The organism is Bradyrhizobium sp. Leo78, assembly GCF_059512425.1.
In genome coordinates, this window is the sequence record NZ_JCAMOT010000005.1 from 240,687 (window position 1) to 267,094 (window position 26,408).

Below are 26,408 nucleotides of genomic sequence, written 5' to 3' on the forward strand. Positions count from 1 at the left end.
AATCCGGGAGGTGGCCATGGACAGGACCGCAGCGGCCGCAAAGGCCATCGCCACCGCTCGCCGTAACCGCGCGCCGCTGGCGGCGCTGCCGGTGGATCTGGTGCCGGCCGATGAGGAGGAGGGCTATCAGGTCCAGCGTGCGGTGCATGACCTGTTGCTGCCGAAGGTCGGCGCGCTTGTCGGCTACAAGATCGGCTGCACCAGTGCGGTGATGCAGGACTATCTCGGGATCGACCATCCTTGCGGCGGCGGCGTGTTCGAGAAGGGTGTGCATGAGAGCGGTGCCGAGCTCAAGATGGCCGACTATGTCCGCGTCGGCGTCGAATGCGAGATCGCGGTGAAGCTGGCGCGCGATCTGGCGCCGGGCGAGGCGCCGTTCACCGCCGAATGGGTGGCGGAGGCGGTCGCGGAGTATCGTCCCGCGATCGAGATCGTCGACGACCGCTATGCGAAATGGGAGGCGATGGGCGCGCCGACGCTGATCGCAGACGACTTCTTCGCCGCCGGTTGCGTGCTGGGCACAGCAGTGCCGCGCATCACTGCGCCCGATCTGCACGACGTCAAGGGCCGCGCCCTCATTAATGGCGAGGAGGTGGCGAGCGGCACCGGCGCCGACGTGCTCGGTCATCCCCATAACGCACTCGCCTGGCTCGCCAACCATCTCGCCGCCGAAGGCAAGGGCTTGCATGCGGGGCAGGTGGTGCTGACGGGCAGCCTGGTGAGGACGATATGGCTCAATGCCGGCGACAGCGTCGTGATGGAGCTCGCCGGACTGGGCAAGGTGAAGGCCACGTTCGCGTGATGGGGTAGGGTGGGTTCGAGCGCGCTGCTCTCTCGCTGTCGTCGCAGCGAAAAGCGGGGACCCATAAGCACAGGGAGTTGCTGTGGTGCAAGCAAGCGGTTGCAGCGGAGCATATCACGCGCCTGTGGTTATGGATCCCGGGTCCCGGCTACGCCAAGAGGCTTCGCCGCGGCGCGCAAGCCCGGGACGACGTGGGGAAAGGTCCGATTCAAATTTCAAATAGCGTGAGGATGTGAGTTCGCGTTCTCGCGGCATGGATTGCCCGAGCTTTGCGCTCGTCTCACCCTCCTCGATATCAGAGGGCGCAGGGAAAGCCGGGTGCTGGTTGCACCCGTGGGTCCCGTGCAACAAAAAGCACGGGGGTAGGACCACAGGTTCAACCGAAGCATTCCGGCTTTCCCTGCGCAGTGGTTTACGACTTACTTCGTGCTCTTCCCGGTGACCGGGCTTTCTTGCCACCGTCGCCCGCAGACTATCTCTACGAACTTAGCGCCAGCGTCGGGGCGCCAGAACCACACGACTTCGCCGTCCGCTGATGTCACGCTCGTCTGTCGCAACACCCGCGTCCACCGCATCTCACCGCAACGTTCGTGACGATCGCGACCCGCCCCTCATCCGCCGTGAGACACGCGGAGTTAAATCACTGATTTGCCCGACGGCGAAAGCGGAATGTTTTCCGCGTGAGGACTGGACGAAGCAAATCACTTTGATTGAACTAAAGAAAATCGCGCGAATGATACGACGCCGTCATGCCCGGGCTTGCCCGTCTTCGCTATCGCTTCGCCGGACTGACATTAGAGTGCCCGGCGAAGCCTCGGCGTAGCCGGGTCCCGGGCATCCACGTTCTTCGCGCCCGAGACAACGTGGATGGCCGGGTCAAGCCCGGCCATGACGGAGGAGAGGATTGCGCAATGACGGTGACTGTCATTCCGGAGCGTCCGAAGGACGAGCCCGGAATCCATTTCGCCGCTTGCGCTAGCTGCCCAATGGATTCCGGGCCTCGTGCTTCGCACGCATCCCAGAATGACGGCCCCTCACGCCGACACGTCGACGAGCTGACCCTTCTTGTCCGCGTTCTTATGAAACTGCTGCTCGATGAGATCCTTGATCTTCTGCTCGACGGCCTGGCGCTGTTGCGGCGTCATGCTTTTCAGGTCGTCCTCCGTCAGCCCCATGCTCTTCAGGATGTTCGCGCGCATCCGGTCGATCGGGTTCATGTGGGCGTATTTGAGGAACTCCTGCTCGATATCGTTGCCGAGGGAGGTTTCTCGCGCGGGTTGGGTGGAGGCTTGATCGTCGGCGCTTGAGACGTCCTTTGCGGCAGTGTTCTTCGTGTTCGCGGTCACAAAGCTATAGGAGGAGATCGTTGGCGATATCTGCACGTCGCACCTCATTGGTGACTGCAGAAGCGGCACGCAAAGCCTGTGCCACTACGTGCGCGAGCTATTTCAATGGGATAGAGCGATCGTCGGGAGATCTCGGCGGCGGATGGGCAAGTTCTGCCCGGCGAAGTTTTCCCGCTCTTGTGAATGAGCCACATTATTCGATGTCACCTCGGTGATAGTTGCAAGTCGCGGACTATCACGGTCAGGAAAGGCGGCGCGATCCATGATTGGCGCCGGCGCTGCGGCTCACCATCTCGACTGAGTGTGATTCCGCATCGTCCAGGAGACCAGAATGAGATACGCACTGATCGGCGCCGCTGGCGTCATCGCGGCGGCTTTCGCAAGCCCGGCATCGGCACAGGCGGTGATCGAAGATCCCGGCTACTGCGCGCAGTTCTATCCCGATGCCAATTGCCAGAATATCGGGCCGGGCAATCCCTATACCGACGGCAACTGGCGCAACGATTGGCCGCCTGCGCGACACGCGTTCATTGAACGGCATGCGCGCCACCAGCGTCATCTCAGCCATCACGAGATGAATGGCAGGGCAGGCTAGGACGTGGACTCATTAACGCGAAGCCATAGCCTGATCGAGGCGAGCTGAACGAAAGCAAGATAGTTCGCTGCCAGCTTGTCATAGCGAGTTGCCACGCGACGGCACTGTTTGATCCTGTTGAAGAACCGCTCGACCTGGTTGCGAGCGCGATAGAGATACGGGCTGAAGCAGATCGGATCGCTGCGATTGCTCTTTGGCGGGATGTTGGCCCACGCGCCCTTCTTCATCGCAAGTTCTCTGATCCAGTCGGCGTCATAGCCACGGTCGGCGAGTAACATTGCCCCGGGTTTCAGACGAGACAGCAGTTTTCCGGCTAGTCGAACGTCGTGCGCCTCACCGGGGCTCAGCGCTAGCCGTACCGGCAGACCATTGCTATCGACCACCGCATGAATTTTGCTCGTCAAGCCGCCGCGTGACCTTCCCATCGATTGGCGCTGGTTTCTCGCAACGCAGGCTCCATGCTGGTGCACGCGGACAATAGATGTGTTGATCATCTGGACAGCGGCATCATGAGCAGTGGCAAGTGCGTCTATGATGCGGCCCCAGACACCAGCCCGCCGCCAACGGACGAAACGGTTATAGCAGGTCGTGTAAGGGCCAAAATGATCCGGCAGATCGCGCCAAGGTGCCCCGGATCGCAGGACCCAGAAGATGCCGTTTAAAACACGTCGGTCGTTTACCCGAGGAACGCCACGAGGCTTGTTTGGCAGCATCGGCTTGATGGCAAGCCATTCATAGTCGGCGAGTTCGTAGCGCATGATTCGTCCCCCCAGTTTGGGAGTTTGAATCATGGGGGGCGGTCCAAGCGCAACGCTTCTGGCCTGGCTCGGCGCTCTCTGGGCAAAGCTTCAGCTAACCGACAGCCCTCGTTGAGTCCGTCGAAAATGACCCAAAGCGGACGTTAGTCGGACCGTGCGGCCGACTCGTCAATTTTCATGATCGGCTGCCTGCCTTGACCTGCTGGCCGACTAGGTCACGCACGATTCAAATTTTGTTTTTTGACCTTGAGGCAGGCAAATCTCCGCCCACTTGGTCGTTGTCACGGTGCGCGGCGATGAACATGGCGACGGCCGACCGGCAATAGGATTCGATTTCGTTGTCGTCCTCTGCTTTCGCCTGATCGAAGCGTGCGATCATCAGGAGATCGGATCCTTTGAAAAGCGCGGCGAACAAGCGGGCGGACCGGAGAGGATCGGGCACGTTCAGAACCGCCTTCGCGTGCAACTGACGCAACAAGGCCTCGATTTCGGCGATGACATGGGCGGGGCCGGCTTCGAAATGGAGCTTGCTTAACGCGTTTTGACTCGTCTTGTCGGCCATGACCATGGCTTCGAGGCTGCGGACGTCTGATCTCAACAGCGTGCGAAGCAGTGATGATCCCACCGCCACGAGCTGATCTTCGACCGAACCGTCGACGCCTTCAAGAAGGGCCTGTAGTGCAAACAACTGATGGCAGCCGGCCGCCATGGCCGCGCCGAACAGCGCCTCCTTGTTCTCGAAGTGCCTGTAGATGCTGAGCTTGGATATCTTCGCTCGCTGGGCGACCTTGTCCAATGTCGTCGCTTGAAAACCCAACTCCACAAAGAGCTCGCGCGCGGCGTCGATGATGGTTTGGCCAAGCGCCTCGTTGGCGGGCCGGCCGCGCCGGCCCTGGCTGTTTTCGGTCACGGCAATTCCAGTACCTGACAGTATCCTAATTCTTGAATTACGATACCATGAAGTATCTGAAATTTGCAAGCCAGGGGGTAGGGTGACTCCTTCGATGCAACGACGAGCCATGCTGAAGTTGGCTGCGCTTTCCGCCATCGGCCTCGCCGGCGCTCAGGCCACCGCCAAGCCCAACTCGTCTCCCTCCATCCACAGCACGGAGCCCATCACCATGGATGACGTCATCATCATCGGCGGCAGCTTTGCCGGTCTCGCCGGCGCCCTGCAGCTCGGCCGCGCCCGCCGCAAGGTCACCGTTCTCGATACCGGTCTGCCGCGCAACCGCTTCGCCGGCCACTCGCATGGCCTGCTCGGCCACGATCACAAGCCGCCGCTGGATATCCTGGCCGAGGCCCGGCAGCAGCTGGCGCGTTATCCCGCGATCAAGCTGGTCAGTGCCCGGGCCGAAAGTGTCTCCGGCGCCATCGACGATTTCAACGTCCTCACTTCAGATGGCGAAAGCTTTCGGGCGCGCCGCCTGATCCTGAGCTATGGCGTCGCCGACCAGATGCCTGATATTCCGGGCTTTGCCGAAGGCTGGGGTACCTCCATCGTGCCCTGCCCCTATTGCGACGGCTTTGAAGTCGCCGGCCAGCATTGGGGCCTCGTCTGGTCCGGCCCGCAGTCGCACAATCAGGTCAAGCTGTTTCACGATTGGACCGACAGGTTGACGCTCTTCGCCAATGGTTATGACATTCCGCCCGATACCCGGGCCGATCTGGCGCGCCGCAACACACCTGTCCTCGATGGCCGGATCACCGGGATCGCCCATCACGGGGGCCATAACGCCACCGTCAAGCTCGATACCGGCTCCGATGTCGCGGTCGACATTCTGTTCGCGCATCCGCGCAACAAGCCGTCCGCAAGCCTGCATGAAGCACTGGGCCTCGCCACAGTCGATACGCCCCTCGGCATCATCCTCAAGGTCGACGAGCGCCGCCAAACCAGCATGCCCGGCATCTACGCCGCCGGCGACCTCGCCAACCCCCTTACGCCGCCATCGGTCACCCTGGCATCATCGCACGGCGCGATGGCGGGAATCTTCGCCCAGCAGTCGATGGTGGTTTGAGAGCACAGATACAGGATGAGCATGGCCGTCGAACGAGACAGCGCGGATGTGCGCTTCCCTCCGCCCTTCGTCTATCTGGGAGCGCTGCTGTTGGGGCTGGCGGCGGAGCGTTTCGTCACCCTGCGCTCTTTCGGCATCGACTGGCGGTTGCTGGTCGCGGCAGGCGCGCTGCTGTTCGTTGCCGGCGCGGTGATGATGCTTACGGCGGCGGGGCTGTTCCGGCGACTGGGCACCAACGTTCCGCCGTCGCAGCCAACGACCCTCATCGCAACGACCGGTCCTTATCGGTGGACCCGCAATCCCATGTATCTCGGCATGGCGCTTATTTATGCCGGCCTTGCGATCGGCTTCGACGGGCCGATCGCCTTCGCCTTGCTCCCGTTGGTGTTGATCGCGGTTCAGACGCAGGTGATCAGCCGCGAGGAGCGCTATCTCGAAGCGAAGTTCGGCGACGACTACCGCCGCTACAAGGCCGAGGTTCGCCGCTGGCTCTGACTACTCCGCCGCTGCCGCCTGCGGGGCCGCCCGTCGGCCAGCTTTCCCAACGGATCGCCGTCGTTACCCGGAGCAGCTTTCAGTATCTGGAAAGTATCCATCCGTCTTGCAGAGCCGTCGGCTATCCAACAACAGGTGGCATCAATGGTCTACAGTCTAATTGTCAAAAAAGAGATCCGCAGGAGCTTCGATCATGTCAACAACCAGCGTTGGGATGATGCTGCAAAGGGCCTAACACCAAACGCGTATCACTGGGTTGCCGGAAATCATGCGTTGGGGGGTGAGCGACATGGAAAGCAATCGGTGAAGCAGTGGTTCGAGCGCATGGGCCGTGTTTTCCCGAAGCTTCACATAGATATTGAGCAGGTCGAGGTGACGGGTTGGCCATGGAATACCACAGTGTTCGTCAAGTGGCGGGCCAACGCGAGGCTACTTGACGGCCAAAGCTCGTATGTGAACAGGGGCGTCCACGTCTTCAAGTTGCGATGGGGCAAGGTTTATTCGATTGAGGAATACTTCGACTCGCAGGCTGCAGAACGAAGCCTCGCTATCCAAGCTCGTGCTGGTTTGGATGAAGCTGCGGCTGGCCCAATCGTGAGCTAACGCGGATCACTCGTGTGATGCCGCCATCAGCGCACGGCGCCTTATCACTAGTGGAGGCGGGCTCGCTGGAGACGATGGGCTTTGGCATCGGATAGCTTCGTTAAGAACGAACCAGAACAAGGATATGTCATGGCAGAGCACAATGCCGATCAGATCACCAACTGGAAGGGCCAAAGCGGGGAGCGCTGGGTCGTCCACCAGGCCCGGCTCGACGCTAGGCTGGAGGTGTTCGGCCAGGCCGCGATCGAAGCCGCCGCGCCCGCGACGGGCGAGCGGGTGCTGGACGTCGGCTGCGGCGCGGGCACGTCAAGTCTAGCTCTGGCCGCCCGCGTCGGCGCGGGGGGCCAAGTGCTGGGCGTAGACATATCCGAACCGCTGATCGGCCGAGCGCGCGCGCTTGCGCCAAGGGATACGCCGGGCATGTTCCGCGTGGCCGACGCGAGCAGCGCCGAGCTGCCCGAGGGGGCGTTCGAAATCCTGTTCTCGCGCTTCGGGGTGATGTTCTTCGGCGATCCGACAGCGGCGTTCGCCCATATGCGCCGCGCGCTCAAGCCGGGCGGGCGGGTCGCTTTCGTCTGCTGGCGTGGCGCGGCCGAGAACGATTGGGTGCGCCTGCCGATGAGCGCGATCAAAGGCATCGTCCCGCCGGCGGCGCCGCCCGATCCTGGAGCGCCGGGTCCATTCTCGTTCGGCAACCCGGGGCGGGTAACTCGTATCCTGACGGCGGCCGGCTTCACCGATATCGCTATCGAGCCCTTCGATGCTTCCGTCCCGTTTGGCGAGGGCGCGACGCGGGACGCGGCGATCGACGACGCGGTGAAGATGACGTTCGAGGTCGGCCCGCTGTCGCGCGCGCTTGTTGATCAGCCCGACGACATCCGCGCCCGCGCCTCGGCCGCGGTTCGTGCCGCCTTCGCGGACTGCCCCGGCGAGCGGTCGGTGATGATCGACGGCGCGACGTGGATCGTCACGGCGCGCAATCCCGCGCAAGCTGATAGCGATTAGCAGGGGGAGACGCCCCTCGCTGGCCTTGATGGCCGCTGCGCTGGCCGGGTGCAAGGATACCGTGGCGCAAAAAGCCGAACCGCCGCGGCCGGTTGTGGTTGCGACCGCGCATTTTGACGCCGAGACCCCGGAGCGCAGCACAGCTGCTTAATGAGTACACAGCCTAGAGCGCCAAGCGGTAGGTGGATTAACGTCCCGAGCTTCGCTGCAGCGCGCGACGGCGCAAGCGCAATCGTCGCGAGCAGGGCGGTGGATTGCGCCTTACAGCTTCGTGCGTTGACGCCGCCGAGAGTGGGGGCGGCTAACCGACCCTACGAAACTATGCCGATCATCCAACCGCAAACGGCTTGGCGGGGCGGTGCCGGTCGGCTTGGCTTTGCGGCAGCCGTGTCACGCCGGCTGCGCGCTTGATGCCACGCTCTGACGGCGGCTCCGGACGGGGAAACAGGTTGGCCTCGAAACGCACGCCCGGCGCTTGCTCCGCGGTGCCTGAGCACACCGCGGTCTGGCCCTTGAACACCCCGGTCAGCTTAGCCTCGACCTCGTCGACACCGAACACGGTGGTCGGGCCTTCGGCGTAGCGCTTGGTCGTCAGCGTTGCGGTGAACCGGTCTTCGTCGAGCTCGTAAGTGCCGCTATAGGTGAACATGCAGTCGCCGCCCGAGATCCTGCCATTTGCAAGATAGATGATCCCGGTGCCTTCGCCGTGCGGCGTCCGAAACCAAACGGCATATTCGCCATCCCTGATCATCGAACACACCCATAACGAGAAAATTTGCGTCGTGCACTACCTAGAGCGCGACGCCGCCAACTTCCAGCGAGTGAGGGCGCGAGGGTTAATGGGGCGTGAAAGGCCACGCGTAAAATCGCCATCATGCCTGACCCGCACGTGTATCAGATCGCCAACCTGATCCTCATCGATGGACCGGCACGCCTCACGCTCTAAGCCTCGTTCTTGGGCGTATATTTGCCCATGACGCATTTGTAGCTCTTCAGCTTCCACTCGTGATACGGCCCCTTGGAGAGCCAGTCGGCGATGCCGATTTGCGCGTTCACACTGCAGGCTGCCATGGTGATGCCGGATTGCTCACTGTTGGTGACGACTTTTTCAAGACAAAGCGGGCCGTTGCAGAGAATAGCGACAAGCGTGACAAGCATTTTGACCATCGGCTGATTGGGGAATACCCGGTTGGATTGGTTTATGCAGGCTTCGTGCCAGTGGTTGGACTTGCGTGATCACATCTCTTCGAAATGTGATCTGCACTCGCCTGCATCTGACCTGCTGTACGTAGTTTCCCGGGGTATGCTTCCGATGCAGAGGTGCCCGGCGTTCCGCTACTTGCAGGTGGGATTGGCCGCATCCGCGATCGAGAAAAACGTGATGCTGGTCGGGGCCAGCTCGGTAGGCGATTTCGCGAGCGGCTCGCCTTCCAGCACAGGCAATTCATCATCCGCAGCGAGCTTCAATTCGCGGCCATTCAGGCGCACGCGCGTGCCAGTGAGACTGGCTGCGGTCAGGGTGTAGCGTCGCGCCGTTCCGGAGAACTCGAGCGACCGCCGCGCCATCCGATCGGTGTTGATGGTAAGCAGCGCCACGCCGCCTGACTTGTCCCGCAAACAATGCGCGTAGAGATATAGTCCCGGCACCGCCGCCGGTCCGGCGTCGAGCACGACCGTGCCCATCAGTTTTCGCCAAAGCAGTGCCGCCCAATAGTTCGGGCGCGGCGTGAAATCCTTCTCTTCCAGCAGGCCGTAGTCACTGGCTGCAAGCGTGTTGTGCATGAGGACTTGCACCTGCCGTTTGGCCATGCGCCCGAGCGTATCGAGATAACGGAAGCTATCGAGGAAAGTCGAACTCCAGGGATTGCCGCCGCAGGCGGCATCCGCCGTTTCCGTGATCCACAGCGGCCGGCCGGGTGCGAACCGGTCGCGCAATTTTGCGTAGAAGGACGCTGCACGGTCGATGCCGGACAACCAGTCCTGCGACAACGCGTTGTTGTCGCGCGCCGCAGCCGGTGGCACCGTCCTGCTGCAACGTGGCGAGAGCGCGCCGTAATAGTGGAACGAGATCGCGTCGAACACGGGGCCTGCGGCCGCCAACAGTTTCTCACTGCCGAGCGCATCGCCTGATCCGCCGGTGCTCACGGTATCAGGGCCAAGCAGGATCGTTTCCGATGATGCATGCTTGAGGAACGGCGCGAACACGGCGATGTCGCGGCCGAAGCTCGCGGCATCATAGCCGGAGGGCGCGCCGCCGCTGGCGGCGAGGTCAGGCTCGTTCATGAACTCGGCGGCGGCGATGTTGCCGCCGAGGGCCTGCGTCGCCGCGATCAGCTTCTCGGCCTGCGCCGGCGTCCAGACGCCGCTGGCATCGCGCGTGCCCAGGCCTGTCGCAAAGGAGGTGACGAGCCTAGCGTCCGCCACGCGCGCGAAGTCGATGACACCGTTCCATTGACGGCGGGTCAGCACGCCGTTGAAGCCGGGAGGCGGGGACCGCGCGCTCTCGTCGGCGTCGTCGAAATAGGTGGTGTTGGCCCAGGTGCCGCTCACGCGCAGATAGGCCGGCCCCAGCGCCGCGGCGAGCTTGCGCAGCCGCGGATTGCCGAGATCGATCGGCTTGCGATAGGCGTACATTGCGGGATCCCTGCCGGCGGGGATGACATCCGCTTTTGAAGACGGTTTGCGCCGATCGGCGTAAGGACGCCAGAAGTGCCCGCCGGTCACCTCGACCATCTCGACATTGTAGGATTGAAAGCGCTCGTCGACCGAGCCGATGCGCGCCATGGCCGCCGGCGCGAGCGCGATGCTCGGATCGGTCGCTGACGCAGGCGGGGCGCACAGGATGGCGAGCGCAAGACCGATCAACACGCGCATCGGGCAAGGCTGAACGCTCGTTCCGTTCGGCATGCTGCAATGCTACACGAAAGCGCTGAGATAAGCTCGGTTTGCATCCGCAATGGACGCTCTACTCCCTCTCCCGCGTGCGGGAGAGGGCTGGGGGGAGGGTGTCTTCGCGATGGGACCATTCACGGCGAGAGAGTCCTCAGCCACCGTCAAAGAGCCGCGACCCCCGCCAGGGGAGCTAGCGAGGGCCGCGTTGGAACACCTCGTTGCGCCTAGGTTCGCAACAAAGTGTGGGAGCTGGTTTGAAGTAGGTCAGAACGGCAGCAGCACGTCCATCACCTGCTGTCCGTAGCGGGGCTGCTGGACGTCGGTGATCTGGCCGCGGCCGCCATAGGCGATGCGGGCCTGGGCGATCTTGCTTGAATCGATGGTGTTGTCGCTCTGGATATCCTCGGGCCGCACGACGCCCGCGACGATCAGTTCGCGGATCTCGAAATTGACGCGGATCTCCTGCTTGCCTTCGACCACGAGGTTGCCGTTCGGCAGCACCTGCGTGACGACGGCAGCGACGTTGGTCTGCAACGCTTCCTGCCGGTTCACCGAACCTTTGCCGTCGCTGGAAGAGGTCGAGTCCGTGGTGAGGATCTTGCCCGGCAGGACCTTCAGCGGCTGCGTAACCGTTTGGGAGCCGAGGAAGTCGGTAATACCAGAATCTTCCTTGGCGGTACGGCTGCGCTGGGTCTCGTTGGCGATGTTGGCCCTGTCGGTGAAATTGACGGTGACCGTTAGCAGGTCGCCGACGCGTGCGGCGCGCTGGTCCTTGAAGAAGGCCCTCGAGCCGTTGCGCCACAGCGAGTTCGGGCTGTAGGAGGCGACTTCCGGTTTCGGCATCGGCATCTGCACCGGCTTGTAGCCCGGCTGCGTGGTCGGATTTTCGATCGCGGTCAGCTTCGGCTGTTCGCCGATCTGCGAGAGGCGGTCGATCGAGGAGCAGCCGCTGGCGAGGATGCCAAGCGTGAAGAGGGCGCCGGTGAGGACGAGGCGGTTGATACGGGGAGCGGACATCACGGTTACTCGGCTTTCGGGGCGACTGAACTGACGTTGGCGACGGCGACGGGGCTCGCCTGCTCGGCGGGCGCGAGCGAGGCGGTGGGTTCAAGGACAGTTGCAGCGCGCGGCGGGGTGATCGTGACCTGGCCGCGGCCGGTGACGGTGCCGGAGACGGTGCGCTTGGACTGCAGGTTCATCACGCTGACGACATCGCCCTCGGTGCCGCCGTCGAGCGCCTTGCCGCGGATCGTGAGGTAGAGCCCGGCCGCCTGATAGATCAGCGTCACGTTCTGGTCGCGGGTCACGAGATCGGGCCTGGCGAGATCGGCGGTCTTCAGCGCCTGTCCGGCGCGGAGCTGGCGACGGGCCTGCATGCCGACAGCATTGTCACGGAGCGCGAGGTCGTTGCCGACCTCGGCTTTCGGGCGGCGCTCGACCAGCACGTCCGAATGCTTCAACATTTCGCCGCGCTCGACAGCGCGTGCCAGCACGGCGGCTTCGACGGTTTCGATCGCGGTGCCGGTGAAGCGCAGCCTGGTCGGCGCGGCGCCGGTCTCGTTCGCGATCTCGAAGGTGATGTCGAAGCGGCTGTTGCGCGGATCGTAGCGGAGAGCGATCGGCTGCAGATTACCGGAATTGGTGGCTTCCAGCCTGATGTCGCCGACGTCGCGGTCGAAGTTGATGGTGAGATTGGCGGCTTCGCCAAGGCCGTTGCGGCGCTCCAGCGTGCGGGCGACCGCTTGCTCGACCTCCTGCCGATCTATCGCGCGCGCGGCGCGTGTCACCGTAATTTCCTTGAGGTCGCGGGTGTCGACGCCGATCACCTGATGGGTGCGCAACGTGGCGAGCACCTGCGCGACCGGCAGCGTGCCTGTGGTGCCGAGATCGGGCGCGCGATAGATCGGCGTCGTGCCGAAGCTGCCGGCGTTGTCGACGAGATCGCCGATGCGGACGATGTTGCTTGTGATGGTGACATTGGCGCGCAGCGTCGGCGGCGTGATGACGTCGTTGCGGTCCCGCGCGACGGCGTCGCTGCGGCTCTGCGCGATCGCATTGGAGACCGACGCGGCAAGGAGCAGCGCGGCGAGGAGAAGCGGGCGGGCGAACATGGTCACTCTCCCCCTCAGCGGAACAGGTTGGAGGTGGATTGCAGCATCTGGTCGGCAGCGCTGATCACCTTGGCGTTCATCTCGTAGGCACGCTGGGCCGCGATCAGGTCGGAGATTTCCGAGACCACCTCGACATTGGCCTGTTCGAGGTTCGACTGCTGCATGTCGCCGAACCCGTCGGTGTTGGCGATGCCGTCCTGCGGCGTGCCGGAAGCCGGCGTGTCGACGAACAGGTTGTCGCCGATCGGCTGCAGGCCGGCCTTGTTGATGAAGCGCGTCAGCCCGATCTGGCCGACCAAAGTCGGCGTGGTCGAGCCCGGCAGCATCACGGTGAGCTGGCCCTGCGCATTGATCGTGATCTGCGAGGAGTTCTGCGGGATGGTGATGGTCGGCTGCACCGGGTTGCCCTGCGCGTTAACAACGCGCCCCTGCTGGTCCATCATGAACGAGCCGTCTCGGGTGTAGGTGTAGGTGCCGTCGGGCATCTGGATCTTGAAGAAGCCTTCGCCGCGGATCGCGATGTCGAGATCGTTGCCGGTCGGCGACAGCGTGCCCTGGCTCATCAGGCGCGGCGTGCCGACGGTCTTGACGCCGCCGCCGAGATCGATGCCGACCGGCAGGATGGTGCCCTGGTCGGAGGCTTGCGAGCCGACGCGGCGCACATGGTCGTAGATCAGGTCCTGGAACGCGGCGCGCTGCTTCTTGTAGCCGGTGGTGCGCAGGTTCGCGATGTTGTTGGAGATCACCTGAACGTTGAGTTCCTGTGCCGCCATGCCGGTCGCTGCAGTGTAGAGAGCGCGCATTGACTATTCTCCTTTACGCCGGAACGTCGGCGAGCTTGTCGATCGCCGATTTGTGCAGATCGCTCTGCTGCTGCAGCAGTGACGAGATCTGGGTGTAGGTCCGCGTGATCTCGATCATGCGGCTCATCTCGGTGACGGAATTGACGTTGGACTTCTCGACGAAGCCCTGGCGCAGCCGCGAGGTGGTATCCACCGCGGCCGGGTTGCCTTCGCCGGCGGAATAGAGGTTGTTGCCTTCCTTCACGAGCTGCTGCGGCTGGGCGAAATTGACCACGCGCAGCTTGCCGCGGATCGAGTCGATGCGGCCGGTGCCTTCGAGCACGGTGACATAGCCGTCGGCGGCGATGCTGATGTCCTTGTCGGTCTGCTGGAACACGATCGGGCCGGCATTGCCGAGCACGGGATAGCCGGACTGGGTGACGAGCTGGCCCTGGTTGTTGACGGTCAGATTGCCGTCGCGGGTGTAGCGCTCGCCTTGGGGCGTCTGCACCACGAGGAAGCCCGAGCCGTCGATCGCGACGTCCAGCGGGTTCTTGGTCTCCTGCGACGGTCCTTGCGAGAAGTCGTGGAAGGTGGCGCGGTCGTTGACAAAGGACACGCGGCGGTCGGAGGGAGCAAAATTGTCCTCATGCGCGCCGGACCTCAGGAATTCCTGGAACAGCGAGCGGTCGGCCTTGTAGCCGTTCGTCGTGATGTTCGCGATGTTGTTGGCGACGACATCCATCTGCCGCTCCAGCACAACCTGCCGCGATAGTCCGACCAGAAGCGTATTCTGCATCGGCGGTTCTCCCCTTCGTGGACGGTCCGCGAAAAAGAGGTTCTCCCAAACCTCAAGCCCTCGGACCTCGTGAACCTTTGGGCTCTCCCAAACCCGCCGGCTCGCATTGTCTTCAGCGAAAGCCGTGCCAAGTCGGAAAGTGATGATTTGTGAGGAGGTTAGGTGTTCAGCCCGGGGGCGGAGAGGGCGGCAGAAAGGTCTTGTTGACCATGTTTGCCCGGCAGTTTTTTCCTAGTTGCGGCGCAATCGAAAGAAACCATTAACCATTCTTACCCTAGCGTTGCACCGTACAGAGCGCGCGTGCGCTGGCGGCATTGGTATCGCGTCTTAAAGGGCTTGGCTGGGGCAAATCGCGTTCGTCTCCGATCTTTTAGCGGGCGGGCGATGGCGGACGAGGACAAGGCGGAGGGCGGCGCCGAGGGCGAGGCCGCAGCTTCGAAAAAGGGCAAGCTCAAGCTGATCATTGCCGCCGTCGGCTTCCTCGCCATCCTTGGCGGTGGCGCCGGCTGGTTCTTCTTCATGCGCGGCCACGGTGAGGAGGTGCATGCCGAAGCGCCGCCGCCGAAGCCGCCGGCCTTCGTCGAAGTGCCTGACATGCTCGTCAACCTCGTCGGCGCGCCCGGCGAGCGCATCCAGTATCTGAAGGTCAAGCTGGTGCTGGAGGTGAAGGAGGAGAAGCAGGTCGAGGCGATCAAGCCGTCGCTGCCGCGCGTCACCGACCTGTTCCAGACCTATTTGCGCGAACTGCGCGCCAGCGACCTCAACGGCTCGGCCGGCCTGTTCCGCCTCAAGGAAGAACTCACCAAGCGTGTCAACGCGGCGGTGTCGCCCAACCAGGTGAACGCGGTGCTGTTCAAGGAAGTCGTGGTTCAGTAGCGATGGCCGGCAACGACCAGATGGACCAGGATGCGATCGCCGCCCAGTGGGAGGCGTCGCTCGATTCCGAGGATCCCGCAGCCGCTGCGGAAGAGGCTGCGAAGAACGAACTGTCGGAGAGCATGTCGCTGCAATGGGCGGCCATGGTCGAGGACGGTAGCCGCGACTTCGGCACCAAGAACGGCGGCGAGCGGGTCCTCTCGCAGGAAGAGATCGACAATCTGCTCGGCTTCACCGTCGGCGACGTCAATCTCGACGACAATTCCGGTATCCGCGCCATCATCGATTCGGCGATGGTGTCGTATGAACGCCTGCCGATGCTGGAAATCGTGTTCGACCGCCTGGTGCGGTTGATGACGACATCCTTGCGCAATTTCACCTCCGACAACGTCGAAGTCTCGCTCGACCGCATCACCTCGGTGCGCTTCGGCGATTACATGAACTCGATTCCGCTGCCGGCGGTGCTCAGCGTGTTCAAGGCGGAGGAGTGGGAGAATTTCGGGCTCGCCACCGTCGATTCCAGCCTGATCTATTCGATGATCGACGTGCTTCTCGGCGGCCGACGGGGCCAGACCTCGCTGCGCATCGAGGGCCGGCCCTACACCACGATCGAGACCAACCTGGTGAAGCGGCTGATCGAGGTCGTGCTATCAGATGCCGAGCAGGCGTTCCGGCCGCTGTCGCCGGTGAAATTCACCATCGACCGCCTCGAGACCAATCCGCGCTTTGCCGCGATCAGCCGTCCCGCCAACGCCGCGATCCTGGTGCGGCTGCGCATCGACATGGAGGACCGCGGCGGCAATATCGAATTGCTGCTGCCCTATGCGACCATCGAACCGATCCGCAACGTGCTGTTGCAGATGTTCATGGGCGAAAAGTTCGGCCGCGATCCGATCTGGGAAGGACATTTCGCGACTGAGGTGGCGCAGGCCGAGATCTCGGTCGAGGCCGTGCTCTATGAAGCCGACATTCCACTCAAGCAGTTGATGAAGCTGAAGGTCGGCGACACGCTGCCGCTCGACATCCGCGCGGACTCGCTGGTGTCGGTGCGCTGCGGCCACGTCACCCTGACCGAGGGCCGCATGGGCCGCGTCGGCGACCGCGTCGCGATCCGCGTCAGCAAGAATTTGCGCAAGCCCAATACCACCTTTGCGATGTTCGAGAAGGCCGACGAGCAGACCAAGATGATGGAGGCATAGTTTGAATCATTCCCTCGGAATTGCGATTGAAAGCCTGGTCGCCGTGCTGTTGATGCTGACGATCGGCTACTGCATGCTGCTCAACAAGCGCCTGCAGCGGCTGAAGGCCGACGAGCACTCGCTGAAGGCCACCATCGCCGAACTGATCACGGCAACCGAGATCGCCGAGCGCGCGATCGGCGGGCTGAAGCACACCGTGCGCGACGTCAACGAGAATCTCGGCAGCCAGCTCACCGCGGCGACGCAGATGTCGGCGCATCTGAAGGGCCAGCTCTCTGAGGCCGACGCTATGATCCGGCGGCTGTCGAGGATCGTGCAGGCGGGACGGCCGGTGACGGAGGCTGCGCCCGCCGCAGCCGCTGCACCCGCGCCGGCAGCGCCGAAGATGTCGCCGGCCAAGGCGGTGGCCGCGGCTGCTGAAGCCTTCACCGAACGCAGAAAGGCTGGCGGTCTGGCCGCATGAGCGCGTTTCGCGACATCCGCGTCATCCCGGTCGTGCTGGTCGCGATCTTCGGCCTCGTGGTGCTGAAGGTCGCGGGCCTCGTGCTCGATGGCGGCTACGTGTTCGACTACAATCCGCAGTCGACCAAGCCGTCATGGGCGCAGGAGATGCTGAATTTCCCGGGAGGAAAGAACAAGGGAGATCCGAACGACATCACCGGCTCCGTGCATGCTCCGGCGGAGAAAAAGAAGGAAGAGCCGCCCGCGGCGACCGATCCGCCGCCGCAGCCGGATGGCGTCGTGATCAATCCGAACCTGCCCCCGCAGATCTCGGCCTCCGAGCGCGCGATCCTGGAACGGCTGCAGGCGCGCCGGCAGGAACTCGATGCCCGCGCGCGCGAGATCGAGATCCGCGAAAGCCTGTTGAAGGCCGCCGAGAAGCGCATCGAGGCGAAGGTGGAGGAGGCCAGGGCGAGCGACGCCAGGACCACTGCCAGCGCGGCGCAGAAGGCCGAAGCCGACGCCGCGCGCTTCAAGGGCATCGTCACGATGTATGAGGGCATGAAGCCGAAGGATGCCGCGAAGGTGTTCGACCGGCTGGAAATGGGCGTGCTCTACGAGATCGCGTCCCAGATCGCGCCGCGCAAGATGGCTGATATCCTCGGCCTGATGCAACCCGAAGCGGCCGAGCGGCTCACCGTCGAGCTCGCCCGCCGCGCCAGTCCCGACAAGCTGCAACCTGCCGCCGACCTGCCGAAGATCGAGGGCAAGATGCTCGCGCCGAAGCTGAATTGACGACTTCAGCGCATCGCTTGCAGCAGTACTATCAAGCAGCCGGTGCAGCCGGCGCAGGTGGAGTAGGAACAACCGCTTGCGCGCCGGCCAGCGCCGCCCGCAACGCGTCTTCCTTGGTGTGGTCGAGAGACGTCTTCAGCACGGTCCCGCCTTCGCCCCTGAGGCCTTCGAGCACTTTGTCCCCGGTCACCCTGCGTGCCAGCACGAAGAGGGCCGCAGTTCCGGGCTGAATGGCTTCAGCGGTCTGCTTCATCCATTTGTCGTCGATACCGACATCGGTCAGATATCCGCCGAGCGTGCCGCCGGCGGCGCCAAGCGCCGCTCCTGCCAGCGGCATCAGGAAGATCAGGCCGATCAGGGTGCCCCAGAAAGCGCCGCCGACCGCGCCGGCCGCCGTGGTGTTGATGAGCTGGTTCAATTTCACCCGGCCTTCGGGATCCTTCACCGCGATCACGGCATCGCCGAGTTCGATGAGGTACTCCTTCTGCATGGCCAGCAATTTCTGACGGACTTCTTCCGCCTTCGCCTCGGTTGGGAATGCGATCACGACAAGATCACTCATTTGCAGTTCTCCTCTATGGCCGCCCGACTCTATTGCGTCTCCATGACCATCCGAATGCAAAGCAAATGGCACGCGAATGCGATTGATTTACATCAACCCCCGGCGAGGAGAGCGTAGCACGTTGTTCAATCTGTGGCTTTGCGGCCTTTGTCACAAATGAAGCGGGGAACCCAGCTACCGCCGACGGGCCCTAGCTGGCGGTTTCCCGCCTGCGCCCGCGAAATACGGGTTGGCAAAACATTCGGCTGCGCGGCCTGACGCCGACGCCTTGCACTGAGTCATCGATGTATATCCGCAGCCGATGGCAGGGCCGTCAATGCTGAAGACCTGCATGCAGATCGGGTAACGCGGATCGTAGGTCTGCGCCTGGCCGGGCAAGGCCGCCAGGATTGCGACGCCCACCAGGATCGCCCGAGCCACGGGGCGCATCGGAATCTCCTTAAAGGCAAGTCACTTCCCGTTTTCTTTTTACTTCCTTCTACTTTGGACATTTTCTTTGTGTATTATAGTTGACAGTCACAGGGTGTGTATCTTAGTACACGCGATGCAGATCATCCAGACCGAAGCTTACTCGACGTGGTTCGCTAAGCTTGGCGACATTCAGGCCAAAGCCCGCATCGTTGCCCGCATCCGCCGCATGGAATTGGGCAACCTCGGCGATGCCAAATCGGTTGGCGACAGTGCGAGTGAAATGCGGATCGACCACGGCCCGGGATATCGGGTTTACTTCACGAAGCGCGGCAAGACCGTTGTGATCTTGCTCTGCGGTGGCGACAAGAAATCACAGAAGCGAGAGATCGAAACCGCGAAGCGAATGGCAAAGGAGGTCTGATATGGCCATCAAGACAACCCCCTTCAACATCCTTGATCACCTCAAGACTCCAGAGGAGCAAGTCGCTTACCTTGAAGCGGCCCTGGAGATCGATGATCCGTCATTCATCGCGGCAGCTATTGGCGACGTTGCCAAAGCCCGCGGTGTGAGCGAATTCTCTCGCGAGACTGGCCTAAGCCGAGAGGCGATCTACAAGGCGTTCAAAAAGGGAGGCAATCCAACCCTTGAAACGCTAGACAAAGCGCTGAAACCCCTTGGAATGCGACTGACACTTACTGCACGAAACGCAGCTTAACGACGCGCCGCGCTCCGCGGTTTACCGATCGCACTGATAGACGCGGCCAGCGGCGAACTGCGCGTCATCGATCTGGCGATGAGCATGCAGCCGTGCAAGCGGGTCGTTCCGAGCTGCCGAGTCTGACCCGATGGTTGCCCAGATGGGCAACCATGTGGAGCAACTCAAGGCCGAGCTTGAGACGATGTGCATGTCCGCTTCCGAAGTTCAGGCGGTGTAGGCGTCTCGGATGTCTTCAGGGAACGCATCGATGACCTTTGGGCGTACTCGCGCTGGTCCCGATAGCCATCAATGTCCCCGCCGGAGCACTGCTATATTTCCTCGATTTTCGGGGACCGTTCCCCGAAGTTTCCAAGTAGTCGTCATTAACAACTCCTTAAGCGAGCCAATTCAAGATTCGGATGCGGGGTGGCGCATTGGTAGCTGCTTCGAGGCTTGAGGGCTGAAAGACGTAACTGGCATGGCGCGACGGGCTGCCGCTGGACTAAGGTCGCATGGCCGCGTTTTGCCGCGGACGGCGTATCTTTGCCTGGGCCGGCTGCTGCCGCTTGCCGTGCTGCTGATTTCCCTGACACTTGCCCCGGCCGCCCGCGCCGATGATCCGGTCAAGGGCGTGGCGACGTTCTCGGCGGCCAACGGTTTTGCGCGGCTGGTGTTCAAGCTCGCCGAGGATGTCGAAACCGAGGTGTCGACGGCCGGCTCGATCGTCGTGATCCGCTTCAAGCGGCCGGTCGATATCCCCGTGGAGAGATTGGCCGATGCCGTGCCCGATTATGTCGGCATGGCGCGGCGCGATCCGGACGGAACGGCGATCCGCCTGTCGTTGTCGCGGCGGGTGACGATCAACACGATGACCGCGGCCGAGCGGATTTTTATCGACTTCCTGCCCGATGAGTGGGCCGGGCCGCCGCCGCCTTTGCCTACGGACGTGATCCGCGAACTGGCCGAGCGGGCGCGTGCCGCCGAGCGTGCGTTGCGTGCCCAGCGCGCGGCGGACGCCGCCAGGAAAAAGCTGCCGGTGCGCGTGCGCGCCTCGGTGCAGCCGACCTTCGTGCGCTTCGTGTTCGAAATTCCCGATGGCGTCAGCGCGTCATCGGTGCTGAACGAGCAGAAGCTGACACTGTTGTTCAACAGCGTGCTCAGCTTCGACCTCGCGGATGCCAAGGTGGCGGCGCCGCCGAACGTCGCCTCGATCAACCAGCGCTCCGACACGGACACATCAGCTGTCGACATCAACCTGATCGGCGAAGTCGATGTGCGTTCCTTCCGCGAGGACAAAAACTACGTCGTCGACGTCGCCTTCCAGCAGCCGGAGAAGCCGGCAGCGGATGGGCACGCCGCCAACATTCCACCCGCGCCGGCAAAGCCGCTGGTCGCCGTGGCGGCCGGGCAGGGCAAGGCGATCAGGGAATCCACGCCGCTGCAGCAGCCGGCCCCGGTCGCCCTGGTGACATCTGAGACGTTCGCGGAGCAGGCCAAGATCGCCATCAAGCCCGAGCAGGGCGCAAATGCGCCGCAGGCGGAGCCCGCGGTGGCGGCCGAGAGCACGGCGCCTGCGGTCGCGAAGCCGCAGCCCCCCACCGCCGAAACGCCCGCGCCGGCGTCCGAGAAGGTCGCGCAGGAGGTGGCGCCGGCTCCGCCTCCACTGCAAGCGGCGCCTGCCGAGCCGCCGCAGCCTGCAGCAGCGTCCGCGAAGGAAGCTTCACCGCCATCTGCGAATGTCGCGCCGAAACAGGCCGCTGCAGCAACGCCACAGACTTCGTCCGCTGAGAAGTCTGTTGCGGTCGACGCGCAGCGCGACAGCGACGGCTTGCGCGTGACGTTCACCTTCCAGAAAGCGACGCCGTCGGCGTTGTTCCGCCGCGCCGATGCGGTGTGGCTGGTGTTCGATTCTTCAGAACCGATCGATGTCGCGCCGATCCGCGACAAGGCCGGCGCCATCATCTCCGACGTCAGCCGCTTGCCGCTGGACCAGGGGCAGGCGATCCGCTTCCGCCTCAACCGCCCGCAGATGCCTTCGCTCGAGGCCGACGAGCGTTCCTCCGGCACCGGCTGGACGGTGACCTTCGCCGACCGGGTGCAGAAGCCGCCGCAGCCCTTGATGGTGGTGCGCAACGTCAGCGATCCCGCACTCGCCAATGTCAGCGTGCCCTTGGCCAATCCCGGGCAATTGCATCGGCTGGTCGATCCCGATGCCGGCGACATGCTGTGGGTCGTGACCGCGCCGCCGCCGGCGCGCGGCTTCATCCGTCGGCAGGATTTCGTCGAGCTGTCGCTGCTTGAATCCGTGCACGGCCTCGTGGTGCATCCGAACTCCGACGACGTGAAGGCCGAACTCGGCGCCGACAAGGTGGTGCTGGGACGTCCTGGCGGGCTGACGCTGTCATCGGCCGACGTTGCCGCCGAACGCGCCACCGCCGCGGTCAAGCCGCTGTTCGATGCCGAGGAATGGAAGAACAACCAATCGGAGAACTTCATCAAGCGGCTCGATGGGCTGACCACGGCCAGCGCCGAGGCGACCACGTCGCCCGAGCAGCTCGCGCAGTCGCGGCTCAACCTTGCCAAGTTCTACGTCGCGCGCGCCATGTATGAGGAAGCCCACGGCGTCGCCAACCTGATGCTGTCGGAGAGCAAGCGCGGCGCCGAGGATCCGGCCGTGCTGATGATCCATGCCGCCAGCAGCATCATGATGGGCCGGCCCGAGCGCGCGCTCAAGGATCTCGCCAGTCCCTTGATCGGCAACGGCTATGATTCCCAATTGTGGAAGGGGCTCGCCCTTGCGCGCCAGGGCAAATGGGCGGATGCGCGGGAGAAATTCAAGAACGCGGAGTTCTCGGTCGCGACGCTGCCGCCCGATCTGCAGCGCGTCGTCATGCTGGAATCGATGAGGGCCGCGCTCGAGGTGAAGGATTTTGCCGGTGCCGCGCGCCGCCGCAGCGAGCTCGAGGTGATCGGCCTGCCGAAGGAATTGAAACCCGCCGCAGCGGTGCTGCGCGGCCGGCTCGCCGAAGCGCTCGGCTATGAGAAGGACGCGCTCGACGCCTACCGCTTCGCCGCGAACTCGCTCGACCGGCAGGCCGCGGCCGAAGGCAAATTGCTTGAGGTCGCACTGAAGCAGAAGCGGGGTGAGATCACGCAAGGAGAGATCCTGCGCGAGCTCGAACTGCTCGCCGTGATGTGGCGTGGCGACAGCATCGAGCTGCGCACGCTGCAGATCCTGGCGAAGATCTATTCCGACACCGGCCGCTATGCGGAGGCGTTCGCGGCCACCCGCGCCGCGACGAAACTGCAGCCGAACTCGCCGGAATCGCGGCAGGCACAGGATGCGGCGTCGGCGCTGTTCTCGCAGCTTTTCCTCGGGCCCGCCGGCGACAGCATCCCGCCGATCGATGCACTCACGATGTTCTATGAATACCGCGAGCTGACGCCGATCGGTCGCCGGGGGGATGAGATGATCCGCCGCCTGGCCGACCGTCTGGTCGGCGTCGACCTCTTGGATCAGGCCGCCGAACTGCTGCAGTACCAGGTCGACAAGCGGCTCGAGGGCGCGGCGCGCGCGCAGGTCGCCGCACGCCTTGCCATGGTCTATCTCACCAATCGCAAGCCGGAGCGCGCGATCGCGGCGCTGCGCCTGACCCGCATCTCGGATCTCTCGGGCGAATTGCGCCAGCAGCGACTGCTGCTCGAGGCGCGTGCGCAGAGCGACGTCGGCCGGCATGACCTCGCGCTCGACATCATCTCCAACATTCCCGGCCGCGAAGCGATCCGGCTGCGTTCCGACATCTTTTGGGCGCAGCGGCACTGGCGCGAGGCCTCCGAGCAGATCGAGCTCTATTACGGCGACCGCTGGCGCGACTTCACGCCGTTGAACGCGGCCGAGAAGGGCGACGTCATCCGTGCCGTGGTCGGCTATGCGCTCGCCGAGGACGCGATCGGGCTCGCCCGCTTCCGCGAGAAATATGCGCCGCTGATGTCGGGCGAGGCCGACCGGACGGCGTTCGACATTGCAGCCAGGCCGGCTGCCGCCAACAGCGCCGAATTCTCGGAGATCGCAAGGATGGCCGCCAGAGTCGATACGCTCGACGGCTTCATCCGCGACATGAAGCTCCGCTTCCCCGACGCCACCGCCCGCGCGCCGCTCTCCGATCCGATCGCGACCGGCGCTGTGCCGGGCACGAAAGCCGATCCCGAGGCGTTGCCTGCGATCGTCGGCACCAAGCGCGCCAGCGCTGCGAGGTAGCCCGTAGCCCGGATGGAGCCAACGGGTCGCGCGAATGCGCGCCCCGTTGGCTCCATCCAGGCTACAAACTCCGTCCGGGCTACGTGGAAGCCGCGACGATCGTCCTCTCGACAGCGTCGCGTTTAGGCGGCAATTTGCGGCGGCCACGCAAATCGCCGGAGGATGTCGTCACCATGAGCAAGCCGACCAAGACCGAAGCCGAACTCATCGAGATGGCAAGAGCCGAGCTGAAGGTCCATGCCGATTGCCCTGATGGCATCGTGATCTCGGTGATCCGTGACGGCGACAGTTGGGAATTTCGTGCGGCCGCCGACGCCGCGACGGTGGCTAAGCCGGGTTATCCCGAATGCGTGGCGATGCTGGTCCAGGTCGGCGATCACCTCAGCAAGCAATATGACTTCAAGAACTGACCGGCTGCGCTGTTATCCGTGACGAGCGCCGGCTCGCTACGGCGTGTACTCACAAACCCGCGCGCCGCATCGGAGTGCGTCTGGGATGCATTGTGCCCCTGATCGCGGCGCGATAGCAGACCTCCAAGGGTCCGAGATGGGGCAAGAGGCGACGTAACGCGTCCGGATCAGCTCCGATCGAGTGGCGGGTTGTGGGGCTTGGCTTCGTGCCACCACCAGTTACCCACGTAACGCAATTCCGGATTTCCGAAATCTTTCTGTAGGCGTTCCGCCCCATCATGGTCGCCTGGTGGATGGTCACTTCTAACACGAAAGGAGCTTCCATGAAGATTCAAGTCCGCAGGCTCGCGATTGCAGTCGCAATTGCTGTCCCTCTCGCAGCGGCCGCCACGGCCAAATCGTCTGCTGCGCCGATCAATGGCATGTCGATCAAGGCGGCGGTACCAGCTGTGACGATGGACGTGCGCTATCTGGTGCGTCGGGATTATCCTTCGTATTGGGGCTATCCCACCTATAACTCGTACTGGGGCTATCCCACCTATAATTCATATTGGGGCTATCCGACCTATAATTCATATTGGAGCTATCCGAGCTATTACTACTCCTATCCCGGCTACACTTACGGCTGGTGATGACGTCAAGCATTGGCAGCGTGCGGCTCCCTTCGAGCCGCCGCTCGCCAACATGTACTTAAGAGATTTTATCCTTCCTCGATCATGCGCATCTCGCTTGCTTCGCTTTGCTCGTGATGACGGCCTGGCCGTTACGGCCCCTTGGCCCTCTGGTCGAATGCGCTCAGGACTGCGAGCGTCATCGCGATGACGCCAGTCTGAATGGTAGGCTTCGGCACCGGCGCGAACAGCGGGGAATGGTTGCCGGGAAGCGGCGCGCCGCCATTGCGCGCGGCGGCGACGTGCTCGGGATCGTAGACGCCGATATTGAAGAACATCGAAGGCACGCCGGCATTGATGTACTCGGAAAAATCCTCGCTTGCGGTGACCGGCGGCGCGGTCCTGAACTTGTCGCCGAAGGCCGCGTTCAGCACCCTCTCGGCGGTCGCGACAACAGCGGCATCGTTGACAACCGCCTTGGTACCCTCGGTGATCCTGATCTCCGGTGCAGGCGCGTTCGCCATGGCGGCGACCGCTTTGGCGGTACGTTCGATTCCATCATGCATCTTGGCGCGCACGTCCGGTTTGAAGGTTCTGATGGTGCCGAGCAGGACCGCCTCGTCGGGAATGATGTTGGCCGTGGTGCCGGCATGGAGCGAGCCGATGGAGACTACGCCGAATTCGGTCGGGTCCTTTTCACGGCTGATGACGCTCTGCACATCGACCACAAAACGCGACGCCATCATCACGGGATCGATGGTCGCCTGTGGCGCCGCGCCATGGCCGCCGCGGCCTTTGAATTTGATGTAGAGGCCGTCGGCATTGGAAGAGCGGACCCCGACGGTGTAGCTGACGTAGCCGTAGGGAAAGGCCCCGCTATGCAGGGCAAAGCCGGCATCGGGCTTGGGAAAGCGCGTGAACAGCCCATCGGCCAGCATGGCTCTGGCACCCGCAACCACTTCCTCGGCGGGCTGGGCGATGAACATCAGCGTGCCCTTCCACCGGTCCTTCAGCCCGACCAGCGCCTGGGCCGTTCCGATCCAGCTCGCCATGTGGATGTCGTGGCCGCAGCTATGGGCGACAAAGGTTTCGCGCTCCTGCCAGATGGTCTTGTCGCGGCTTGCGTAGGGCAGGCCGGTCTTCTCCTCCATCGGCAGCGCGTCAAGCTCGGTGCGCACCATGATGGTCGGACCGTCGCCATTTTTGTAGAGCGCAACCAGCCCGGTCTTGCCGACCTTCTCTGTAACCTCGAAGCCGATCGCGCGCATCTCGGCGGCGAGTCTTGCGGCGGTCTTCTCCTCCTGGAAGGCGATCTCGGGATGGGCGTGGATGTCCTTGTAGAGCGCATCGAGTTTTGGATATTCGCTCTCGAAGGAGGTCTCGATCGATTGCTTCAGGCTTGCGACGTCGAGCTCCGCATGCGCCGGCAGCGCAACCATGCTGCCCAAGGCAAATGCGACGAGCAGAGGCTTTGCAAACCGCATGGTCAGACCTCCCTTGGCTTTTTCCTTCACCCAGAATATCGCGGTGGGCATCCGCGTCAACGCGGTCTCGCCCGGCGTGATCAAGACGCCGATGCATGGACGCGAAACCCACGATTTCCTCGCCAAGCTGCATCCGGTCGGGCGGATGGGCGAGAGCCGCGACATCGTCGATGCCGTGCTCTATCTCGAAAGCGCGGGCTTCGTCACCGGCGAGATACTGCATGTCGATCGCTGAAATCACCCGGATTCGTCATTGCGAGCCACCGGGTCGCGCGAACGCGCGCCCGATGACAGGCTCCGCGAAGCAATCCACGGTGCTGCTTGCGGAGGCGTGGATTGCTTCGTCGCTGTCGCTCCTCGCAATGACGGTCGACGCGCCGGCCAGCCATCGCCGTCGGCGATGGCTGGCATCAGAACTAACCATTTCCTTTTCTGGCAGCGAGGCTGCTTAACCGAT

Annotated in this window: 29 protein-coding genes and 2 pseudogenes; 18 read left to right on the forward strand and 13 right to left on the reverse strand. The window is 63.4% G+C overall.

Features of this window, described 5'->3' with window-relative positions; genetic code table 11:
• Window positions 1–16 precede the first annotated feature (16 nt).
• Window positions 17–802: a 2-keto-4-pentenoate hydratase gene (locus AC5ZG1_RS09085; RefSeq protein WP_028163570.1), complete on the forward strand. Its 786-nt coding sequence runs from the start codon at window positions 17–19 to the stop codon at window positions 800–802.
• A gap of 1,034 nt (window positions 803–1,836) precedes the next feature.
• Here the strand turns inward: AC5ZG1_RS09085 and AC5ZG1_RS09090 are convergent.
• The gene (locus AC5ZG1_RS09090) at window positions 1,837–2,184 is read right to left on the reverse strand and encodes a hypothetical protein (protein WP_463327687.1); all 348 of its coding nucleotides are present in this window, start codon (window positions 2,182–2,184) and stop codon (window positions 1,837–1,839) included.
• A gap of 295 nt (window positions 2,185–2,479) precedes the next feature.
• Between AC5ZG1_RS09090 and AC5ZG1_RS09095 the strand changes: the two genes are divergently transcribed.
• Window positions 2,480–2,743 carry a hypothetical protein gene (locus tag AC5ZG1_RS09095; RefSeq protein ID WP_496132651.1) on the forward strand — a complete coding sequence of 88 codons (264 nt, stop codon included), beginning with the start codon at window positions 2,480–2,482 and terminating at the stop codon, window positions 2,741–2,743.
• Here AC5ZG1_RS09095 and AC5ZG1_RS09100 read toward each other — a convergent pair.
• Together AC5ZG1_RS09100 and AC5ZG1_RS09105 are read right to left on the reverse strand one after the other, a co-directional pair.
• Window positions 2,740–3,501: an IS5 family transposase gene (locus AC5ZG1_RS09100; protein WP_496132652.1), complete on the reverse strand. Its 762-nt coding sequence runs from the start codon at window positions 3,499–3,501 to the stop codon at window positions 2,740–2,742. The genes AC5ZG1_RS09095 and AC5ZG1_RS09100 overlap by 4 nt on opposite strands.
• Window positions 3,502–3,727: 226 nt before the next feature.
• Window positions 3,728–4,411, reverse strand: a complete 684-nt coding sequence (locus AC5ZG1_RS09105; RefSeq protein WP_456643363.1) for a TetR/AcrR family transcriptional regulator — start codon at window positions 4,409–4,411, stop codon at window positions 3,728–3,730.
• A 211-nt stretch (window positions 4,412–4,622) separates the two neighbouring features.
• On the opposite strand from AC5ZG1_RS09105, the gene AC5ZG1_RS09110 reads away from it, so the two are divergent.
• From AC5ZG1_RS09110 to AC5ZG1_RS09130, 5 genes and pseudogenes are all read left to right on the forward strand, one after another.
• On the forward strand, window positions 4,623–5,519 hold the full coding sequence (locus AC5ZG1_RS09110) for an NAD(P)/FAD-dependent oxidoreductase (RefSeq protein ID WP_456643415.1): 897 nt from the start codon (window positions 4,623–4,625) through the stop codon (window positions 5,517–5,519).
• A gap of 21 nt (window positions 5,520–5,540) precedes the next feature.
• A complete protein-coding gene (locus tag AC5ZG1_RS09115; RefSeq protein WP_496132653.1) occupies window positions 5,541–6,014 on the forward strand; it encodes a methyltransferase family protein in 474 nt (157 codons plus the stop codon).
• A gap of 144 nt (window positions 6,015–6,158) precedes the next feature.
• On the forward strand, window positions 6,159–6,617 hold the full coding sequence (locus tag AC5ZG1_RS09120; RefSeq protein WP_018322129.1) for a nuclear transport factor 2 family protein: 459 nt from the start codon (window positions 6,159–6,161) through the stop codon (window positions 6,615–6,617).
• A 129-nt stretch (window positions 6,618–6,746) separates the two neighbouring features.
• Entirely contained in the window at window positions 6,747–7,622 is an 876-nt protein-coding gene (locus AC5ZG1_RS09125; RefSeq protein WP_496132654.1) for a class I SAM-dependent methyltransferase, read from the forward strand.
• A 28-nt stretch (window positions 7,623–7,650) separates the two neighbouring features.
• A pseudogene (locus AC5ZG1_RS09130) lies at window positions 7,651–7,761 on the forward strand (efflux RND transporter periplasmic adaptor subunit); the annotation flags it as partial.
• 189 nt (window positions 7,762–7,950) lie between these two features.
• Here AC5ZG1_RS09130 and AC5ZG1_RS09135 read toward each other — a convergent pair.
• The 7 genes from AC5ZG1_RS09135 to flgF all read right to left on the reverse strand — a co-directional run bounded on the left by AC5ZG1_RS09135 (window position 7,951) and on the right by flgF (window position 14,206).
• Complete coding sequence (locus AC5ZG1_RS09135; protein WP_028163568.1) at window positions 7,951–8,373, reverse strand: hypothetical protein; 423 nt, start codon at window positions 8,371–8,373, stop codon at window positions 7,951–7,953.
• A gap of 191 nt (window positions 8,374–8,564) precedes the next feature.
• Complete coding sequence (locus AC5ZG1_RS09140) at window positions 8,565–8,780, reverse strand: hypothetical protein (protein WP_028163567.1); 216 nt, start codon at window positions 8,778–8,780, stop codon at window positions 8,565–8,567.
• Between the two features lie 177 nt (window positions 8,781–8,957).
• Window positions 8,958–10,529, reverse strand: coding sequence for a glycosyl hydrolase family 79 N-terminal domain-containing protein (locus AC5ZG1_RS09145; RefSeq protein WP_496132655.1), 1,572 nt, complete (start codon window positions 10,527–10,529; stop codon window positions 8,958–8,960).
• Between the two features lie 249 nt (window positions 10,530–10,778).
• Entirely contained in the window at window positions 10,779–11,531 is a 753-nt protein-coding gene (gene flgH, locus AC5ZG1_RS09150) for a flagellar basal body L-ring protein FlgH (RefSeq protein ID WP_028163565.1), read from the reverse strand.
• Between the two features lie 5 nt (window positions 11,532–11,536).
• Complete coding sequence (flgA, locus tag AC5ZG1_RS09155) at window positions 11,537–12,625, reverse strand: flagellar basal body P-ring formation chaperone FlgA (protein ID WP_496132656.1); 1,089 nt, start codon at window positions 12,623–12,625, stop codon at window positions 11,537–11,539.
• Window positions 12,626–12,639: 14 nt separating this feature from the next.
• Complete coding sequence (flgG, locus tag AC5ZG1_RS09160) at window positions 12,640–13,428, reverse strand: flagellar basal-body rod protein FlgG (RefSeq protein WP_028163563.1); 789 nt, start codon at window positions 13,426–13,428, stop codon at window positions 12,640–12,642.
• Between the two features lie 13 nt (window positions 13,429–13,441).
• Entirely contained in the window at window positions 13,442–14,206 is a 765-nt protein-coding gene (gene flgF, locus AC5ZG1_RS09165; protein WP_028163562.1) for a flagellar basal-body rod protein FlgF, read from the reverse strand.
• A 384-nt stretch (window positions 14,207–14,590) separates the two neighbouring features.
• Here flgF and fliL point away from each other — a divergent pair, with 384 nt between their 5' ends.
• The 4 genes from fliL to AC5ZG1_RS09185 are packed head-to-tail and all read left to right on the forward strand — an operon-like array spanning window position 14,591 to window position 17,517.
• On the forward strand, window positions 14,591–15,082 hold the full coding sequence (gene fliL, locus AC5ZG1_RS09170) for a flagellar basal body-associated protein FliL (RefSeq protein WP_028163561.1): 492 nt from the start codon (window positions 14,591–14,593) through the stop codon (window positions 15,080–15,082).
• 2 nt (window positions 15,083–15,084) lie between these two features.
• The gene (gene fliM, locus AC5ZG1_RS09175; RefSeq protein WP_028163560.1) at window positions 15,085–16,281 is read left to right on the forward strand and encodes a flagellar motor switch protein FliM; all 1,197 of its coding nucleotides are present in this window, start codon (window positions 15,085–15,087) and stop codon (window positions 16,279–16,281) included.
• A 1-nt stretch (window position 16,282) separates the two neighbouring features.
• Complete coding sequence (locus tag AC5ZG1_RS09180) at window positions 16,283–16,744, forward strand: DUF6468 domain-containing protein (protein WP_028163559.1); 462 nt, start codon at window positions 16,283–16,285, stop codon at window positions 16,742–16,744.
• Window positions 16,741–17,517 (forward strand): MotE family protein, encoded by a 777-nt coding sequence (locus AC5ZG1_RS09185; protein ID WP_130229066.1) that lies wholly within the window; start codon window positions 16,741–16,743, stop codon window positions 17,515–17,517. Before AC5ZG1_RS09180 ends, AC5ZG1_RS09185 begins: the two co-directional genes overlap by 4 nt.
• 31 nt (window positions 17,518–17,548) lie before the next feature.
• Here AC5ZG1_RS09185 and AC5ZG1_RS09190 read toward each other — a convergent pair whose 3' ends face one another.
• Together AC5ZG1_RS09190 and AC5ZG1_RS09195 are read right to left on the reverse strand one after the other, a co-directional pair.
• Window positions 17,549–18,079, reverse strand: a complete 531-nt coding sequence (locus tag AC5ZG1_RS09190) for a DUF1269 domain-containing protein (RefSeq protein WP_028163557.1) — start codon at window positions 18,077–18,079, stop codon at window positions 17,549–17,551.
• 174 nt (window positions 18,080–18,253) lie between these two features.
• Window positions 18,254–18,508, reverse strand: a complete 255-nt coding sequence (locus tag AC5ZG1_RS09195) for a DUF3551 domain-containing protein (protein ID WP_463327681.1) — start codon at window positions 18,506–18,508, stop codon at window positions 18,254–18,256.
• Between the two features lie 115 nt (window positions 18,509–18,623).
• On the opposite strand from AC5ZG1_RS09195, the gene AC5ZG1_RS09200 reads away from it, so the two are divergent.
• From AC5ZG1_RS09200 to AC5ZG1_RS09220, 5 genes are all read left to right on the forward strand, one after another.
• On the forward strand, window positions 18,624–18,911 hold the full coding sequence (locus tag AC5ZG1_RS09200) for a type II toxin-antitoxin system RelE/ParE family toxin (protein ID WP_496132657.1): 288 nt from the start codon (window positions 18,624–18,626) through the stop codon (window positions 18,909–18,911).
• A gap of 1 nt (window position 18,912) precedes the next feature.
• Window positions 18,913–19,206, forward strand: coding sequence for an addiction module antidote protein (locus AC5ZG1_RS09205; RefSeq protein WP_028163554.1), 294 nt, complete (start codon window positions 18,913–18,915; stop codon window positions 19,204–19,206).
• Between the two features lie 460 nt (window positions 19,207–19,666).
• Window positions 19,667–23,446 (forward strand): tetratricopeptide repeat protein, encoded by a 3,780-nt coding sequence (locus AC5ZG1_RS09210; RefSeq protein WP_496132658.1) that lies wholly within the window; start codon window positions 19,667–19,669, stop codon window positions 23,444–23,446.
• Window positions 23,447–23,619: 173 nt separating this feature from the next.
• A complete protein-coding gene (locus AC5ZG1_RS09215) occupies window positions 23,620–23,856 on the forward strand; it encodes a hypothetical protein (RefSeq protein ID WP_028163552.1) in 237 nt (78 codons plus the stop codon).
• 323 nt (window positions 23,857–24,179) lie between these two features.
• Window positions 24,180–24,488, forward strand: a complete 309-nt coding sequence (locus AC5ZG1_RS09220) for a hypothetical protein (RefSeq protein WP_130229062.1) — start codon at window positions 24,180–24,182, stop codon at window positions 24,486–24,488.
• A gap of 131 nt (window positions 24,489–24,619) precedes the next feature.
• On the opposite strand, the gene AC5ZG1_RS09225 is transcribed toward AC5ZG1_RS09220, so the two are convergent.
• Complete coding sequence (locus tag AC5ZG1_RS09225) at window positions 24,620–25,951, reverse strand: amidohydrolase (protein WP_496132659.1); 1,332 nt, start codon at window positions 25,949–25,951, stop codon at window positions 24,620–24,622.
• Between the two features lie 46 nt (window positions 25,952–25,997).
• On the opposite strand from AC5ZG1_RS09225, the pseudogene AC5ZG1_RS09230 reads away from it, so the two are divergent.
• Window positions 25,998–26,186, forward strand: a pseudogene (locus tag AC5ZG1_RS09230) (SDR family oxidoreductase); the annotation flags it as partial.
• Complete coding sequence (locus AC5ZG1_RS09235) at window positions 26,173–26,403, forward strand: hypothetical protein (protein WP_496132660.1); 231 nt, start codon at window positions 26,173–26,175, stop codon at window positions 26,401–26,403. The pseudogene AC5ZG1_RS09230 and the gene AC5ZG1_RS09235, both read left to right, overlap by 14 nt.
• Window positions 26,404–26,408: the final 5 nt, after the last annotated feature.

What these genes read in the sequence shown, in the direction of transcription:
- AC5ZG1_RS09085 (WP_028163570.1), top strand. Translation starts at nt 17, where the DNA reads ATGGACAGGACCGCAGCGGCCGCAAAGGCCATCGCCACCGCTCGCCGT.
- AC5ZG1_RS09095 (WP_496132651.1), top strand. Translation starts at nt 2,480, where the DNA reads ATGAGATACGCACTGATCGGCGCCGCTGGCGTCATCGCGGCGGCTTTC.
- AC5ZG1_RS09100 (WP_496132652.1), bottom strand. Translation starts at nt 3,501, where the DNA reads ATGCGCTACGAACTCGCCGACTATGAATGGCTTGCCATCAAGCCGATG.
- AC5ZG1_RS09110 (WP_456643415.1), top strand. Translation starts at nt 4,623, where the DNA reads ATGGATGACGTCATCATCATCGGCGGCAGCTTTGCCGGTCTCGCCGGC.
- AC5ZG1_RS09115 (WP_496132653.1), top strand. Translation starts at nt 5,541, where the DNA reads ATGGCCGTCGAACGAGACAGCGCGGATGTGCGCTTCCCTCCGCCCTTC.
- AC5ZG1_RS09120 (WP_018322129.1), top strand. Translation starts at nt 6,159, where the DNA reads ATGGTCTACAGTCTAATTGTCAAAAAAGAGATCCGCAGGAGCTTCGAT.
- AC5ZG1_RS09125 (WP_496132654.1), top strand. Translation starts at nt 6,747, where the DNA reads ATGGCAGAGCACAATGCCGATCAGATCACCAACTGGAAGGGCCAAAGC.
- AC5ZG1_RS09135 (WP_028163568.1), bottom strand. Translation starts at nt 8,373, where the DNA reads ATGATCAGGGATGGCGAATATGCCGTTTGGTTTCGGACGCCGCACGGC.
- AC5ZG1_RS09140 (WP_028163567.1), bottom strand. Translation starts at nt 8,780, where the DNA reads ATGCTTGTCACGCTTGTCGCTATTCTCTGCAACGGCCCGCTTTGTCTT.
- AC5ZG1_RS09145 (WP_496132655.1), bottom strand. Translation starts at nt 10,529, where the DNA reads ATGCCGAACGGAACGAGCGTTCAGCCTTGCCCGATGCGCGTGTTGATC.
- flgH (WP_028163565.1), bottom strand. Translation starts at nt 11,531, where the DNA reads ATGTCCGCTCCCCGTATCAACCGCCTCGTCCTCACCGGCGCCCTCTTC.
- flgA (WP_496132656.1), bottom strand. Translation starts at nt 12,625, where the DNA reads ATGTTCGCCCGCCCGCTTCTCCTCGCCGCGCTGCTCCTTGCCGCGTCG.
- flgG (WP_028163563.1), bottom strand. Translation starts at nt 13,428, where the DNA reads ATGCGCGCTCTCTACACTGCAGCGACCGGCATGGCGGCACAGGAACTC.
- flgF (WP_028163562.1), bottom strand. Translation starts at nt 14,206, where the DNA reads ATGCAGAATACGCTTCTGGTCGGACTATCGCGGCAGGTTGTGCTGGAG.
- fliL (WP_028163561.1), top strand. Translation starts at nt 14,591, where the DNA reads ATGGCGGACGAGGACAAGGCGGAGGGCGGCGCCGAGGGCGAGGCCGCA.
- fliM (WP_028163560.1), top strand. Translation starts at nt 15,085, where the DNA reads ATGGCCGGCAACGACCAGATGGACCAGGATGCGATCGCCGCCCAGTGG.
- AC5ZG1_RS09185 (WP_130229066.1), top strand. Translation starts at nt 16,741, where the DNA reads ATGAGCGCGTTTCGCGACATCCGCGTCATCCCGGTCGTGCTGGTCGCG.
- AC5ZG1_RS09190 (WP_028163557.1), bottom strand. Translation starts at nt 18,079, where the DNA reads ATGAGTGATCTTGTCGTGATCGCATTCCCAACCGAGGCGAAGGCGGAA.
- AC5ZG1_RS09195 (WP_463327681.1), bottom strand. Translation starts at nt 18,508, where the DNA reads ATGCGCCCCGTGGCTCGGGCGATCCTGGTGGGCGTCGCAATCCTGGCG.
- AC5ZG1_RS09200 (WP_496132657.1), top strand. Translation starts at nt 18,624, where the DNA reads ATGCAGATCATCCAGACCGAAGCTTACTCGACGTGGTTCGCTAAGCTT.
- AC5ZG1_RS09205 (WP_028163554.1), top strand. Translation starts at nt 18,913, where the DNA reads ATGGCCATCAAGACAACCCCCTTCAACATCCTTGATCACCTCAAGACT.
- AC5ZG1_RS09210 (WP_496132658.1), top strand. Translation starts at nt 19,667, where the DNA reads ATGGCGCGACGGGCTGCCGCTGGACTAAGGTCGCATGGCCGCGTTTTG.
- AC5ZG1_RS09215 (WP_028163552.1), top strand. Translation starts at nt 23,620, where the DNA reads ATGAGCAAGCCGACCAAGACCGAAGCCGAACTCATCGAGATGGCAAGA.
- AC5ZG1_RS09220 (WP_130229062.1), top strand. Translation starts at nt 24,180, where the DNA reads ATGAAGATTCAAGTCCGCAGGCTCGCGATTGCAGTCGCAATTGCTGTC.
- AC5ZG1_RS09225 (WP_496132659.1), bottom strand. Translation starts at nt 25,951, where the DNA reads ATGCGGTTTGCAAAGCCTCTGCTCGTCGCATTTGCCTTGGGCAGCATG.
- AC5ZG1_RS09235 (WP_496132660.1), top strand. Translation starts at nt 26,173, where the DNA reads ATGTCGATCGCTGAAATCACCCGGATTCGTCATTGCGAGCCACCGGGT.